This window comes from Bradyrhizobium sp. MV1.5 (assembly GCF_055807615.1).
On the sequence record NZ_JBVVPL010000060.1, the window covers coordinates 20,745 to 35,269 of the forward strand.

General features: G+C 64.1%; 15 protein-coding genes and 1 pseudogene. 10 read left to right on the top strand and 6 right to left on the bottom strand.

Going from position 1 to position 14,525, the window contains the following annotated elements; all coding sequences use genetic code 11:
• Positions 1-78: 78 nt before the first annotated feature.
• Entirely contained in the window at positions 79-867 is a 789-nt protein-coding gene (locus AC0L2J_RS32215) for a helix-turn-helix domain-containing protein (RefSeq protein ID WP_473249814.1), read from the bottom strand.
• Between the two features lie 117 nt (positions 868-984).
• Positions 985-1,164 (bottom strand): annotated as a pseudogene (locus AC0L2J_RS32220) (DUF2200 family protein); the annotation flags it as partial.
• 79 nt (positions 1,165-1,243) lie between these two features.
• On the opposite strand from AC0L2J_RS32220, the gene AC0L2J_RS32225 reads away from it, so the two are divergent.
• Together AC0L2J_RS32225 and AC0L2J_RS32230 are read left to right on the top strand one after the other, a co-directional pair.
• Positions 1,244-1,474, top strand: coding sequence for a hypothetical protein (locus AC0L2J_RS32225; RefSeq protein ID WP_007614092.1), 231 nt, complete (start codon positions 1,244-1,246; stop codon positions 1,472-1,474).
• 108 nt (positions 1,475-1,582) lie between these two features.
• The gene (locus AC0L2J_RS32230) at positions 1,583-2,164 is read left to right on the top strand and encodes a hypothetical protein (RefSeq protein ID WP_007614093.1); all 582 of its coding nucleotides are present in this window, start codon (positions 1,583-1,585) and stop codon (positions 2,162-2,164) included.
• Between the two features lie 28 nt (positions 2,165-2,192).
• Here the strand turns inward: AC0L2J_RS32230 and AC0L2J_RS32235 are convergent, their stop codons facing one another.
• From AC0L2J_RS32235 to AC0L2J_RS32245, 3 genes are all read right to left on the bottom strand, one after another.
• Positions 2,193-3,398: an LLM class flavin-dependent oxidoreductase gene (locus AC0L2J_RS32235; protein ID WP_473395669.1), complete on the bottom strand. Its 1,206-nt coding sequence runs from the start codon at positions 3,396-3,398 to the stop codon at positions 2,193-2,195.
• 56 nt (positions 3,399-3,454) lie between these two features.
• Positions 3,455-4,684 carry an acyltransferase family protein gene (locus AC0L2J_RS32240; protein ID WP_473395670.1) on the bottom strand — a complete coding sequence of 410 codons (1,230 nt, stop codon included), beginning with the start codon at positions 4,682-4,684 and terminating at the stop codon, positions 3,455-3,457.
• Positions 4,685-4,769: 85 nt separating this feature from the next.
• Positions 4,770-5,897 carry an AraC family transcriptional regulator gene (locus tag AC0L2J_RS32245; RefSeq protein WP_473395671.1) on the bottom strand — a complete coding sequence of 376 codons (1,128 nt, stop codon included), beginning with the start codon at positions 5,895-5,897 and terminating at the stop codon, positions 4,770-4,772.
• A gap of 206 nt (positions 5,898-6,103) precedes the next feature.
• Between AC0L2J_RS32245 and napE the strand changes: the two genes are divergently transcribed.
• The 6 genes from napE to AC0L2J_RS32275 all read left to right on the top strand — a co-directional run bounded on the left by napE (position 6,104) and on the right by AC0L2J_RS32275 (position 11,481).
• Entirely contained in the window at positions 6,104-6,289 is a 186-nt protein-coding gene (gene napE, locus AC0L2J_RS32250) for a periplasmic nitrate reductase, NapE protein (RefSeq protein WP_007596178.1), read from the top strand.
• A 26-nt stretch (positions 6,290-6,315) separates the two neighbouring features.
• Positions 6,316-6,630: a chaperone NapD gene (locus AC0L2J_RS32255; protein WP_007614109.1), complete on the top strand. Its 315-nt coding sequence runs from the start codon at positions 6,316-6,318 to the stop codon at positions 6,628-6,630.
• 16 nt (positions 6,631-6,646) lie between these two features.
• Positions 6,647-9,160 (top strand): nitrate reductase catalytic subunit NapA, encoded by a 2,514-nt coding sequence (gene napA / locus AC0L2J_RS32260; protein WP_473395672.1) that lies wholly within the window; start codon positions 6,647-6,649, stop codon positions 9,158-9,160.
• Positions 9,157-9,627: a nitrate reductase cytochrome c-type subunit gene (locus AC0L2J_RS32265; RefSeq protein WP_063994828.1), complete on the top strand. Its 471-nt coding sequence runs from the start codon at positions 9,157-9,159 to the stop codon at positions 9,625-9,627. Before napA ends, AC0L2J_RS32265 begins: the two co-directional genes overlap by 4 nt.
• Positions 9,624-10,277: a NapC/NirT family cytochrome c gene (locus tag AC0L2J_RS32270; RefSeq protein ID WP_473395673.1), complete on the top strand. Its 654-nt coding sequence runs from the start codon at positions 9,624-9,626 to the stop codon at positions 10,275-10,277. Before AC0L2J_RS32265 ends, AC0L2J_RS32270 begins: the two co-directional genes overlap by 4 nt.
• Before the next feature lie 88 nt (positions 10,278-10,365).
• Complete coding sequence (locus AC0L2J_RS32275) at positions 10,366-11,481, top strand: ATP-dependent DNA helicase (RefSeq protein WP_007596183.1); 1,116 nt, start codon at positions 10,366-10,368, stop codon at positions 11,479-11,481.
• A gap of 102 nt (positions 11,482-11,583) precedes the next feature.
• Here the strand turns inward: AC0L2J_RS32275 and AC0L2J_RS32280 are convergent, their stop codons facing one another.
• Positions 11,584-13,281: a caspase family protein gene (locus tag AC0L2J_RS32280; protein WP_473395674.1), complete on the bottom strand. Its 1,698-nt coding sequence runs from the start codon at positions 13,279-13,281 to the stop codon at positions 11,584-11,586.
• 243 nt (positions 13,282-13,524) lie between these two features.
• On the opposite strand from AC0L2J_RS32280, the gene msrA reads away from it, so the two are divergent.
• Both msrA and AC0L2J_RS32290 read left to right on the top strand, forming a co-directional pair.
• Positions 13,525-14,229 (top strand): peptide-methionine (S)-S-oxide reductase MsrA, encoded by a 705-nt coding sequence (gene msrA / locus AC0L2J_RS32285; protein ID WP_473395675.1) that lies wholly within the window; start codon positions 13,525-13,527, stop codon positions 14,227-14,229.
• A 58-nt stretch (positions 14,230-14,287) separates the two neighbouring features.
• Positions 14,288-14,525, top strand: a 238-nt coding sequence (locus AC0L2J_RS32290; RefSeq protein ID WP_473395676.1) for a peptide-methionine (R)-S-oxide reductase, incomplete at its 3' end; no start/stop codon positions are given.

Here is a 14,525-nt window from a genome sequence, read left to right on the forward strand (position 1 = left end):
ACAGAGCGACAGTCCCGGAGGGCGGGCAGCGTGACCGCCTTGCTCTCGGAAGCAGGGACTCGCAGGCTTGGGGAACCCTCAGTTCAGGCCGCGCGGGCCGGCGAGCAGGCGCAGCACGATTGCAAACAGCTCGCTTTGCGAGGAGATGCCGAGCCGTTCATAGGCGCGCTTGCGGTACGTCAGGGTCGAATGCAGGCTGATGCCGAGCGCCTGCGAGATCGCCTCGGAGCTGAAGCCGGAGAGGATGCGCCGGCAAACGTCCTGCTCACGCGGGGTGAGGCTGGCGAGCGGCGCGCGCGTCGCGAAGAGCGCGGCGAGAGATTGCTCAGTCGTCGCGGACGAGCTGTGCTGGAAATGGCGTGCTACGCTCGCACTGATGGCCGGTGCGATGGCCTGAAGTCGTGCGCGCTGGGCGTCGCTGAAGCGGCCCTGGACAGCGATGCGATAGAAATTGACGTAGAAGCAGGTATCGTCGACCCAGATCGCGGTCGCGCATTTGTCGACGATGCCGGAATCCACAAAGAACATTTTTCGGTAGCGCGCGCCGTACATGCGCGGCGCGAAGGCCGGCAGCACGAGCGGCGCGCGGCCCTCGCCTTCGAACAGCGCATCGCGGTTGGGATCGGATTGATGGAACTGCCCGGCATAGGCCGCGCCCAGATCGCCGCCGATCGGGATGTTGCCGGCATCGAGCAGGCAGTGTGCGGCGCCCGCGCGGCTCAGGGCGAACACCATGCAATGGCCGACCCCGGCCTGCCGGCGCAGTGTATCGATCAGGATATCAGGGAAATCCGGGCGACCGATGGCGAGCACCGCGGGTGTGACATCGCCAGCCGCCGGATTTGCGGGCGTCCCGTGAGGGCGCATCGTTTTCTCCCTATCGCCTTTTGATGAAATTTATCAGCAATGGCCGCGCGGCGGAAGGCGGGTGTCGTCGGATATCCGCCGCAAGGTCGCCAAGCCAGGCTGACCAGGGCTGGCGCCTCAGGCGGCACTTTTCCGCAAAATCTTGTCCATTGCTTTTCCCTTGGCCAGCTCATCGATCAGCTTGTCCAGGTAGCGGATCTCTCGCATCGTCGGCTCTTTGACATCCTCCACCCGGACCCCGCAAACCACGCCTTTGATCAGCGCTCGCGATGGATTGATCTTGGGGGCCCCGTGATATGGGTCACTGAAGGTTCAAAGCAGTTGCGGCACTCTGCATCGTGGCCGCAACCCGCCACCCAAAACAGGAGGACCTCACATGAAAGCCGCTCGCTTCGCTGTCTTCGCCGCCCTCGTCGGACTCGGCTCTCTGCTCGGATCCGCACATTATTCACCTGCTGCAGCAGGCTTCGGCTCGCAATACGGATGGATGGGAAACAAGCCATACATGGATTGCCTCAAATACGTGGGGGCCTTCGGTGCCGACTACCCGAACCGAAACAAGAATATCGAAAGCTGCAAGCGTAACTACCTCCCGGGCGGCCGCTGAGCTGACTGTCTCGACGGTGTATTGCCGGCATTCCCTGCTGGGTTAGCAGAATTCGCACCAGCAGTGCATGCTCGGATTTCAAACTTACTCGAAGGCAGAGGCGAAGCCATGCTCAAGGTCGAACCCACACTTGAAAATCTGGCATCGCATATCCAGCGGCAGGACCGATCGCTGAAGGCAATGAGATGGAGCGTTCTAGGGGCTACGATCATGGCGGCTGCGGCGATCATTTCGTCGCAATGGCATGCGACCGTAAACGCCGATGCGGTCAAGACCAAAAGCCTCTCTGTGGAAACAATAGCCTTGCGCAATGGCACCGGAAAAATTGTCGCCTTGATCTCGTCCACTTCCGACGGAACGCCGCATATCTCGCTCTTCGATAGCCGCGAGAAGGTGCGTCTCAGCATCGGGCTTCGCCAGGATGGTGCACCTTCGGTGTCGCTCCTCGATACGGAGCAAGGTCATCGGGCGGTGCTGTCCCTGAATGATCATCAGGATGCGTCCTTGACGATGTACAATGCTGCAAAACTTCCCCGCGCGACGCTCGCTGTGGACTCCGCCAGTTCGGGGCACATGGTTCTCTTCGGGACCGGTGGTGGTCTAAACCTCTCCGCGTTGGATGGCCGGGTGCAGTGGACGCCGGTGGACGGAGCCGTCCAGAACGTCCAGACGAAAACGGAATCAAAATAAAGTCAGCCGGCCTCGGCGGTGAAAGACCCTACCCCGCCGCCGCCTTGGCCGGCGAGACGCTGACGGCGAGCTTGCCGTAGCGGTCGGTGAAGGCCTCGGTGTCGATCTCCTCGAGCTTGATCTCGCCGCTCATGACGCCCTGCTTCCAGGCGGCCTGCGCGGGATCGTTCTGGAATTCCGGCATCACCTCGCGGCCGAACAGCTCCAGCGATTCGCAGATGTGCTCGTGGCTGTTCTTGCCCGCCTGGTTCAGGAGGATGACCTGGTCGATGTGCGAGCCCTGGAAGCGCTTGAGCTTCCTGCGGATCGTCTCGGGCGAGCCGATCAGGCCGCCACGCAGCGCCGCCTCCTGCGCCTCCGGGTTGTCGCGCTTCCACTTGTTGTACTCGTCCCACATGTTGACGGTGTAGGGCGCCGGACGCTGGCGATTCTGCGAGGCGCCGTAGAAGCGCAACGCGAACTGGAAGAAGGTGGCGCCGTCGGCCCGGGCGCGGGCCTCCTCATCCGTCTTCGCGCACATGAAGAACGACACCAGCGCCATGTTCGGGTTGATCTCGTAGTCGGCGAGCTTGGTGAGCCGCTTGGTCATGGCGTTGTAATAGGCGTGCACCCAGGCATGCGCGGCATCCGCGCTGACGAACTGGAAACCGAGCGCGCCAAAGCCGTGCCGTCCCGCGCGTTCGATGGTCTGTAATTGCGAGCAGGCCATCCACAAGGGCGGATGCGGTTTTTGCACCGGCTTCGGGACGACGTTTCGCAAGGGGATGTCGAAATATTTGCCGTGGTGCTCGCTTCCCGCGTCCTTGAACATCGGGAAGATCGCGGCGACGGCCTCCTCGAACACCTCTTTCTTGGTCTCCATGTCGCGGCCGAACGGCGTGAGCTCGGTGATGGAGGCACTCTCGCCCATGCCGAATTCGCAGCGGCCGTTGGAGAGCAGGTCGAGCACCGCGACGCGCTCGGCGACACGCGCCGGATGGTTGGTGGTGAGCTGGAGGATGCCGTGGCCGAGCCGGATGTTCTTGGTGCGCTGGCTCGCGGCGGCGAGAAACGACTCAGGCGACGGCGAGTGCGAATATTCCTCGAGGAAGTGATGCTCGACGACCCAGGCGTGATCGTAGCCGAGACTGTCGGCCAGTTCCATCTGCGAGAGCGCGTTCTGGTAGAGGCTGAGCTCGTCGCCGGCCACCCAGGGCCGTGGCAGTTGCAGCTCATAGAAGATGCCGAACTTCATGACGCCTCTCCCGCTTATTCTTGTTGCGGGCATCTTAATGCGCGGGGCGGCGCTGTCTACGCAGTCGCAATTCCGCCTTGCGGGAGAACACGCTTCTCGGCGCGGCGGCCATTCAGCACCGTGCCGATGAAGGTGAAGCGCACCAGCAGATGATAGCTCGCCAGCATCGGCGGAACAGCGACGAGGAGAATGATGACGAACTTGATCAGCCCGGGCCAGTCGAGCTGCGACAGCGCGACCTGCAGCGCCATCACGATCGGCAGGTGGATCAGATAGAGCCAGTAGGAGGCGTCGGCGAGGTAGCGCCACGTCCGACTGAAGCCCGACATGAAGCGGAGGGCGAGGCCGATGACCGCGAAGGTCGAAATCCATATCGCCGGCGCATACAGGATCACGGATACAAGCCGGAGCGTGGCAAAGCCGAAAGGCAGTTTCGGTGCACCCGGCGCGGACGTCATCGCCCCAACCAGCACGAAACTGATCAGGATCAGAGTGATTGCGATCAGAAGATGCGGCAGCGAGCGCCGCTCAATCAGCCGCAGCAGATCGATCTGCCGATGCAGCAGCCAGCCGATCGTGAAGGCGGTGCCGAAGCCGATCCAGGCCTGCGCGTTGGTGATGAGCGATTGATCCGGCGTCCTCACGCCCATCACATTGATCCAGCGTTGATCGAGACAGAAGGCGACGCCGATCGGGATTGCCAGAACAAGGGCGGCCAGCGGACTTTTCATGATCCCGGCGAAGACGCGGTCAATCGCCGCTCGCCACCCGCCTGACGCATCTAGCCAGACAAATGCGCCGCGCAGCAGCAGAACGGCGACATAAAGCTCCAGCAGCACATAGATGAACCAGAGATGGGTCAGGGGGAAATTCGGCAGCACCGGTGGCCAGCTGCGGGACCAGCCGCCGTTCGGGAAATGAGACGCCCAGATCGCGATGAAGTACATGGGCGTGAACAGGATCGGCCAACCGATCACGAGCGGCAGCCCGATTCTCAGGAGCCTGTCGCGGGCGAAGCCCCTGACGCCCCGGCGATGAAAGCTCATGCGGGCGAAGAAACCCGCCATCAGGAAGAAGGTCGTCATCCGGAAGACGTGGATGGTGAAGGTCAGCAGGCCCAGGAGCAGGCTTGGATGGGTGTCCTGGATGAACCAGAACCGGGGCGTGGCGGGCACGAACGACATGGCCGCGTGCAGGACGATGCCGAGCAGCAGGGCGCCGCCCCTGAGTGCATCAAGAGCGTGCAGCCGTTCCGATGCAGGGGTGGCGGCGGTCGAAGGTGACATGGGTGGGCTCATTCGGCTGGCGAGAGGATCTGCCGGACAGTCTGCCCAATCGGGGCGCGGCGTTCTCGCCTGATCCAAAAATCGGCTAGCCGATTTCGCGGCGCGGCTGGCTGAGTTCAGCACTGTCGGGCCGGCTCAGCGCCTCACGCCGGAATTCGGTCGGGGTCATGCCGGTTTCGGCCTTGAACGCGCGATTGAAAGGTCCGATCGACTGGAAGCCCGCATCCATGGCGATGGTCAGCACCGGGACCTCCCGCTGCGTCGAGTCGGACAGCGCCAGCCTGGCATCCTCGATACGGTAGCGGTTGAGGAACGCATTGAAGTTGCGATAGCCCAGCCCTTCATTGATCGCTTGGCGCAGCCGATGCTCGGGAACGTCGAGCCGCGCCGCGAGCGCTCCGATCGCAAGGCCTTCCTGGCGGTAGGTTCGCTCGACCGTCATCAGATGGTCGAGACGCCGGAGCAGGATCGGATCGACGACGACCTGCCCTGCGGCGGCGCGATCGGCGGCCGGGGCTTGCCTCCCCGCCTCGCCGGATGCGATCGCGGCCGTGGCGTCATCGACGGCCATCGCCGGCGCGCTGAACAGCCCGATGGCGGCAAGCATGGCCACCACGAACAGCCCGAGCGCGGTCGGGAGACTGCCGGGCGCGCCGGGAACCGCGACGGGAATTGCGGCGAAGCCGGCGACGGCGACGGTCGCGATGAGCACGACATTGATCGCAAGCATCGCCAGCCGGAGTCGGCGTCGCCGCGCGACCAGATCGGCTCGCCAGGTCTTGACCGTCTGAATGGCGGCGGCGAGGGCCAGCACCAGGGTGGCCAGAGCCAGGACTCGCCCGCCTGCGCCGGCCAAAGCGGGCCAGTTCGCCCAGCCCAGCGTGATCGCAAACCCGAAAGCCACGATGCTCAGCCACAGGGCGCCGTGCCAACGCCTCAGCACGAAATCGTCGTCGAACGCCGCGCGCGCCCACAGCCAGAAGACCGCAGGCTGCGCGGACAGGATCGGCAACACCCACCACCAAGCCGTTTTGGGCAGGTTGGGCGCCGTCGCGATCGCATAGAATATGCCGCCTGCGCACATCGCGATGCCCAGAAAAGCCTGTTGGCCGGTCGCACGACGCAGCAAGGCCACGAGAACGATCAACAGGAACACGCCGCTCGCCGCGCCGCGAAGTCCGAGATCGATCGCCGTCAGCCCTGTCGCGGTCACAGCTCGTATCCCCGTTCGATGCCAAATTGTCGCATCGCCTTCGCACGGGTACAACCCAAACTTGCGCCTGTGGCCTGGCGGCAGCCATCATCGCAACTCGACGGATTGATCCAGATCAACGCGGCAGTGGCCCTGCTGCATCTAAAGTGCGGCAAGGCAACGGCCCGGATGCCGTCCCAATCCCCACATTTCAGACGAGACCGAATATGTCGGCCCCCGACGACGCGACTTCGCGCGTGCGCCGCAAGCGCATGGAGATTTTCGCATTCCTGTTCCTGACCGCGATCGTGATGCCCGTCCTCGCGGTCGGAACGGTCGGCTCCTACGGGCTCGGCGTCTGGATCTACCAGATGTTCGCCGGCCCTCCCGGCCCACCGCCCTCCCCGCATTGATCTCCTCGAAGCGAAAGACAGGCATCATGGCCGAATCCAAACTCAACCGCCGCGCCTTGATCACCGGCCGGGTGCTCAGCGCCGACCGCATCGTCGCGCCGCCCGGTTGCGAAATCGCCAGCATCATCGTGCAGGCCCGCCCCGAGCGCCTGGACCAGCTGGAAGCCGCGATCACCGCTCTTGCCGGCTGCGAGATTCACGGCCGCGATGCGCGAGGAAAGCTCATCGTCGTGACCGAGGCGCCGGATGCCGGCAGCCTCGGCACCCTGCTCAACACCATCCAGTCGCTGCCTGACGTCTATTCGGCGGCGCTGGTCTTTCACGCCATCGAAACGGCTTAAGGCCGGGAGAGTCGTCATGACATCGCCAAAGCTCGACCGCCGCCAGATGCTGAAGCTCGAGGCCGCCGCCATTGCGGCCGCCGCTGCGGGCATGCCGGCACCGACGCTCGCCGCAAACCTCGTCGCCGAGCGCGACGTCGCCGAATTGAAATGGGACAAGGCCGCCTGCCGCTTCTGCGGTACCGGCTGCTCGGTGATGGTCGCGACCAAGAACAATCGCGTTGTCGCCACCCACGGCGACATCAAGGCCGAGGTCAATCGCGGCCTGAACTGCGTCAAGGGCTACTTCCTCTCCAAGATCATGTACGGCCACGACCGCCTGACACAGCCGATGCTGCGCAAGACGGCCGGCAAATACGACAAGAACGGCGAGTTCACGCCTGTTACCTGGACCGAAGCCTTCGACATCATGGAGGTGAAGTGGAAGGAGGCGATCAAGAAGCGCGGGCCGAACGGCGTCGCCATGTTCGGTTCCGGCCAGTGGACGGTCTGGGAGGGCTATGCGGCCGTGAAGCTGTTCAAGGCCGGCTTCCGCACCAACAACATCGACCCCAATGCACGCCACTGCATGGCCTCCGCCGTGGCCGGCATGATGCGCACCTTCGGCATCGACGAGCCGGCCGGCTGCTATGACGACATCGAGGCCACCGACGCCTTCGTGCTGTGGGGCTCCAACATGGCGGAGATGCATCCGATCCTGTGGACGCGCCTCGCCGACCGCCGGCTGTCCGCACCGCATGTCCGCGTCGCCGTGCTCTCGACCTTCGAGCACCGCTCGTTCGACCTCGCCGACATCGGCATGATATTCAAGCCGCAGACCGACCTCTACATCCTCAACGCCATCGCCAACCACATCATCAAGACCGGCCGGGTCAACAAGGACTTCGTTGCCGCGCATACCATCTTCAGGCGCGGCCAGACCGACATCGGCTACGGCTTGAGGCCCGAGCATCCGCTGCAGAAGAAGGCGACGGGCGCGGCGAAGGCCAACGATTCCACCGAGATGAGCTACGACGAGTACGTCAAGTTCGTCTCGGAGTACACGCTGGAGAAGGCGGCCGAGATGTCGGGCGTTCCGCTCAACCGGCTGGAGGCGCTGGCCGAGCTCTACGCCGACCCCAAGACCAAGGTGGTCTCGTTCTGGACCATGGGATTCAACCAGCACACCCGCGGCGTCTGGTGCAACAACCTCGTCTACAACATCCATCTGTTGACCGGAAAGATCTCCTCGCCCGGCAACAGCCCGTTCTCGCTGACCGGCCAGCCCTCGGCCTGCGGCACCGCGCGCGAAGTCGGCACCTTCTCGCACCGCCTGCCTGCGGACATGGTGGTCACCAACAAGGAACACCGCACCAAGACCGAGCACATCTGGCAGGTGCCCGAAGGCACCATTCCCGACAAGCCCGGCGCACATGCCGTATTGCAAAGCCGGATGCTGAAGGACGGCCTGATCAACGCCTATTGGGTGCAGGTCAACAACAACCTGCAGGCTGGTCCCAACGCCAACGAGGAGACCTATCCGGGCTTCCGCAACCCCGACAATTTCATTGTGGTCTCGGACGCCTATCCCTCGGTCACCGCACTCGCCGCCGACCTCATCCTGCCGACCGCGATGTGGGTGGAGAAGGAAGGCGCTTACGGCAATGCCGAGCGGCGTACGCAGTTCTGGCATCAGCTCGTCGCTGCCCCGGGCGAGTCCAAGTCCGATCTCTGGCAGCTCATGGAATTCTCAAAGCGCTTCAAGATCGAGGAAGTGTGGCCGGAGGAGCTGATCGCCAAGAAGCCGGACGTGCGCGGCAAGACGCTGTTCGACGTGCTCTACAAGAACGGCCAGGTCGACAAGTTTCCGGTCTCCGACATCGAGCAGGGCTACCTCAACGACGAGTCCAAGGCGTTCGGCTTCTACGTCCACAAGGGCCTGTTCGAGGAATACGCCACCTTCGGCCGCGGCCATGGCCACGACCTCGCGCCGTTCGACACCTATCACCGCGAACGCGGCCTGCGCTGGCCCGTCGTCAACGGCCAGGAGACGAAATGGCGTTTCCGCGAGGGTAGCGATCCCTATGTCAAGCAGGGCACCGACGTGCAGTTCTACGGCTATCCGGACGGCAAGGCGCGCATCTTCGCCCTGCCTTACGAGCCGGCGGCGGAATCGCCCGACAACGAATATCCCTACTGGCTTTCGACCGGCCGCGTGCTGGAGCACTGGCATTCCGGCACCATGACGCGCCGGGTACCCGAGCTCTACAAGGCCTTCCCCGAGGCCGTCTGCTTCATGCATCCTGACGACGCGCAGGAGGCGAAGATCCGCCGCGGCGACGAGGTGAAGGTGGTCTCCCGCCGCGGCTTCATCCGCGTCCGCGTCGAGACCCGCGGCCGCGATCGGCCGCCGCGAGGCCTCGTCTTCGTGCCGTGGTTCGACGAGTCCAAGCTGATCAACAAGGTGACGCTGGACGCCACCGATCCGATCTCGCTGCAAACCGACTACAAGAAGTGCGCCGTGCGCATCGAGCGGGTGAATGTGTCATGATGAAACGATTTGGAGTAGCGCTGCTCGCAGTCGTGATCGCAGCCGGCGCGAGTTCGCTGACCGCGCAGACGGTGACGTCAGGCCTGCGCGGCCCGACCCCGCTCAACGACGAAGGTCCGGCGCCACCGATGCTGCCGAACCGCAACACCTCCGAAAGGGAAGTGCGCAACTATCCGGAACAGCCCCCTGTCATTCCGCATACGATCGACGGCTATCAGATCGACCTCAACGGCAACAAGTGCCTGTCCTGCCATGCGCGGGCGCGCATCGCGGAATCGCAGGCGCCGATGGTCTCGATCACCCACTTCATGGATCGCGACGGCCAATTCCTGGCCTCGATCTCGCCGCGCCGCTTCTTCTGCACGGAATGCCACGTGCCGCAGAACACCGCCAATCCGCCCGTCAGCAACGACTTCACCGACATCGACACGCTGCTGTCGCGCGCAAGCCCCGGTGGTCGCCGATGACGACGACCGCTGATGAGCCCGACGAGGGAATGAAGGCCAAACGCAGCTTCGTCGCGCGAAGCTGGGACTTTGCGCTCGAGCTCTGGCAGGTCCTGATCCGTCCGAGCTCGGTGTTCGGGCTCGGCGTGCTGGTGCTGGCGGGCTTCATGGCCGGCGTGATCTTCTGGGGCGGCTTCAACACCGCGCTGGAATTGACCAACACCGAAAAATTCTGCACCGGCTGTCACGAGATGAAGGACAACGTCTATGCCGAGCTGAAGTCGACCATCCACTTCGCCAACCGCTCCGGCGTGCGCGCGACCTGTCCGGATTGCCACGTGCCGCACAACTGGACCGACAAGATCGCCCGCAAGATGCAGGCCTCCAAGGAGGTCTGGGGCAAGATCTTCGGAACGATCGACACCCGCGAGAAATTCCAAGATCACCGGCTCGAGCTGGCGGCGCATGAATGGGCGCGCTTCAAGTCCAACGACTCGCTGGAATGCCGCAACTGCCACAGCGCCGATTCCATGGACATCACCAAGCAGTCGCCGCGGGCCTCGGTCGCGCATCAGCGCTTCCTGTTCACCAAGGAAAAGACCTGCATCGACTGCCACAAGGGCATCGCCCATCATCTGCCCGACATGCGCGGCGTTCCCGGCTGGCAGTAGGAGGCCCCGCCCGGCTTGAACCGGCGGTGCGAATGGTTAGTTTTGGGGCTGGCGAATCGCTCCGTTTCGCCCCCTCCTCAAGACAGACATGGCCACATTCACCCCGCATCAGGATGCCGCGCTCAAGGCCGTTGGCGACTGGCTCAAGGCCAAACCCGGCCGCAACGGCACGCCGCCGGTGTTCCGCCTGTTCGGCTATGCCGGCACCGGCAAAACCACGCTGGCGCGGCACATCGCCGACGGCGTCGACGGCGAGGTGAAGTTCGCTGCCTTCACCGGCAAGGCGGCGCTGGTCATGCGCAACAAGGGCTGCGACGAAGCCTCCACCATCCATTCGCTGATCTACCGCACCCGCGAATCCGGTGAGGAGCAGCCCAGCTTCGAGCTGTGGGACGACGCCCCGGCCTCCAAGGCCAAGCTGATCGTGATCGACGAATGTTCGATGGTCGATGCCGAATTGGGCCGCGACCTGATGTCGTTCGACTGCCCGCTGCTGGTGCTGGGCGATCCGGCGCAGCTGCCCCCGATCCAGGGCGGCGGCTTCTTCACCAATACCGAGCCGGACGCGATGCTGACCGAGGTGCACCGCCAGGCCCAGGACGACCCGATCGTGCGGATGTCGATGGACGTCCGCGAGGGCCGCGAGCTCGACATCGGCCGCTACGGCGAGAGCGAGGTGGTGTCGCGCAAGGAGCTCGATCCTGATCGCGTCATGGCCGCCGACCAGGTGCTGGTCGGCCGCAACAACACGCGGCGCGCGTATAATATGCGGGTGCGTCAGCGCCAGAACATCGAGGACGTCTTCCCCGTCGCCGGCGACAAGCTGGTCTGCCTGCGCAACAACCGCAAGAAGGGCCTGTTCAACGGCGGGCTGTGGCGCGTGAAGTCGCGCAACACCTCGCGCTCGAAATCCCGCATTCTCAGCATGAGGCTGTCGCCGGACGAGGATCTCGGCCACAAGGTGACCAAGGTCTCGGTGCGCGCCGATTGCTTCGAGGGCGGCGTCGAGGCGATCGCCTGGGAGCAGCGCAAGCCCTATGACGAGTTCGACTACGGCTATGTGCTGACCGTGCACAAGTCGCAGGGCTCGCAATGGGATGACGTCGTGCTGTTCGACGAGAGTTTTGCTTTTCAGGAGAGCCGCGCGAGGTGGCTGTACACGGGCATCACGCGGGCGGCGAAGCGGCTGAGCATTGTGGTGTGAGGCTGCCGTGGCTGCCGTAGCCCGGATGAGCGAAGCGATATCCGGGACAGACGGACCCGCATGTCGCTACGCTCATGCGGGCTACAAATTCGAGCGCGGCGTTCACTTCCCCGCGACGAAATAAAAATCCTCTCTTCCCGGCGGCGAGCCGTACGAAAACGGCTGCTGCACGTGCTTGGTCACGAGCCAGACGTCGTCGCGGACGATGTCGAACAGCTTTCGGATCTCGACGCGCGGCACCTTGATCTCGCGGGCGAGCGCGGTGGCGAACGGGCTGTCGGCGCCGCCGTCGCCGTCCATCGCGGTCTCGCCGTGCTTGGCGGCGTAGACCACCATGAAGCCGGCGCCGGGCTCGATGTTGGAAAAGCCCTTGTCCACCAGCTTGAGCGACAGCGTGCGCTGCATGGTTGGCGCGAACGGATTGTCGCGGCAGGCATCCAGCATCACCAGACGCACTTTTCGCGCAGCGCCCACCGCCGCGATCACCTGCTCCAGCGCGACCGCCTGGGTCTCGGCGTCCCTGTCGGCGGCAAGCTTGGCATCGACGGGAACGAGGTAATTGACGCCGCCGATCTCGAAACCGTGGCCGGCGTAATAGACCACCGCCCAATCCGCCTTTTCCGCCTCGGCCGCAAACGTCTGCAACGCTTCGAAGAACTTGTCGCGGGTCAGGTCGCTGACGGATATCACGGTCTGGAAGCCGACATCGCGCAGCACGCTTGCGATCATCTTCGAGTCGCGTGGCGGATTGGGCAAGGCGTGGACGTTCTTGTAGGCGCCGTTGCCGATCACCAGCGCCACGCGGCGTCCCGTGGATCCGGCCGACGGCTGCGGGGTCAGCGCGGCTAATCGCTCCTGCGCAATGGCGCGGGCGCGAGCCACGTCGAGCTCGTCGAACTTCGTCAACGAATAGGCCGCCGCGCGATAGTCGGCACGGGCCTGGGCAAGATCCTTCTTGCGCTCGTAGATCTGGCCGCGCCCCGAATGCGCCCGCACATTGTTCGGGTTGATCTGGATCGCAATGTTGTAGTCCTTCAGCGCGGCGTCGAAATCGCCCTTCAGCATGTTGACGTCGGCGCGATTGTTGATCGCGTACACGTTTTTGGGCTGCTTTTCGATCAGGCCGTTGCAATCGGCGAAGGCCTGGTCGAACTTGCCCATCATGCCGTAGGTGATGCAACGATTGCTGGTGATCTGCGGCGCGGCCGGTTCGATCTTCTCGGCCTCCGCGAAATCGGCGAGCGCGCCATCAAAATCCTGCATCAGCGTGCGCACGCGGGCGCGGTTGGTATAGCCGAGCAGAAACTTGGGCGCGTATTTGATCGACAGGTTGAAATCGTCGAGCGCGCTTTGCAGCGCCCCCCGGCGCACCTGGATGATGCCGCGGTTGTTGTAGGGCACACCGTAGGTCGGGCGCTTCTGGAGCGCGAGGTTGTAGTCCGCCATCGCAAGGTCGTCCTGGCCCGTCCGCTCATAGGCGAGGCCGCGCAAATTGAGCGTGACGACGTTGTCGGGATCGAGGTCGACGGCCATCGACAAGGTCTCGATCGCGTGGACGTAGTCGCGCTTGTTGATCAGCGTATTGCCGCGCACGGAGAGCGCGATGGCCTTGTCCTTGCCGGTGAGCCGGTCGGCGTTGAGCAGTTTCTCGCAGGCCTGCGCCCTCGCCTGCGCATCCGCCTGGCGGTCGCGACAGATGGCGAGGTCGTCGCCGGGTTTCGGATCGGCCGCCGCGATCGAACTCCAGCCGGCCAGGATGGCGAGCACGGGGACGAGGGTCAGGGATACGACGCGCAGCATGTTGTCAGGTCAGCTCCAGCCATCATTCTTTAGGTCGATCACCGATCGCACCGGTTCATCTAGCGCGGAGTTCCGGTCCTCGCCAAGCCGGCTCTTCCAGGCGGCGCGTTTCACAGACTCGTGTCCGTCCGGCCGTAACAATCGCCCGGTCCGCCCGTATCTGGACTATCCGAAATTGCCGGGCAGGCTGTTCGCCCGGCCCCAATCGCCCTAGACTGTCAGACCTTCCGAAAGAGGATTGCCATGCGCCGACCCGCCATCCTGTCCCTGCTCGCCGCAACCACCGCCCTGACGCTGGCTTTTGCCGCGCCGACCCGGGCCGCAGAGGATGCGGTCGTGATCCCCGCTCCCGCGGTTGATGCGGCGCCCGCTAGCGGGATCCAGACCGCCGTGATCGCCGGCGGCTGCTTCTGGGGCGTGCAGGGCGTGTTCCAGCACACCGCAGGCGTCGTCAACGCGGTCTCCGGCTACGCCGGCGGGACCAAGGCGACGGCCGACTACCAGACCGTCTCGAGCGGCCGGACCGGCCACGCGGAATCCGTCGAGATCAAATACGACCCCAAGAAGATCTCCTACGGCAAGATCCTCCAGATCTACTTCTCGGTGGCGCACGACCCGACCCAGCTCAACCGGCAGGGCCCCGACAGCGGGACGCAATATCGCTCGGCGATCTTCACCACTTCCGACGAGCAGAAGAAGGTGGCCGAGGCCTATATCGCCCAGCTCAACGGCGCCAAGGTCTTCAGCAAGCCGATCGTGACCAAGGTCGGCGCGCTGGAGGCTTTCTATCCGGCGGAGGCCTATCACCAGGATTATCTGACGCTGCACCCGAACCAGCCCTATATCGCCTACAACGACCTTCCGAAGGTCGAGAACCTGAAAAAGCTGTTCGCGGATAACTATATCGAGAAGCCGACGCTGGTGAGCGCCAGCAAGGCCACCAACTGATCGCGAGATCACTGAACAAGATCACCGAAAACAAGATCATCGAAAAAACGGGAGACCCATGCCCGACACCAAGACGAAAACCACGGACGACAAGGTCATCAAGAGCGAAGAGCAATGGCGCAGCGAGTTGTCGCCGATGCAATACGCGGTGCTGCGCGAGAAGGCGACCGAGCGTCCCTTCTCCGGCGAATATGAGCACGACCACCGCGCCGGCATCTATACCTGTGCCGGCTGCGGCAATGAGCTGTTCGAGTCCGACGCGAAGTTCGATTCCGGCTGCGGCTGGCCGAGCTTCA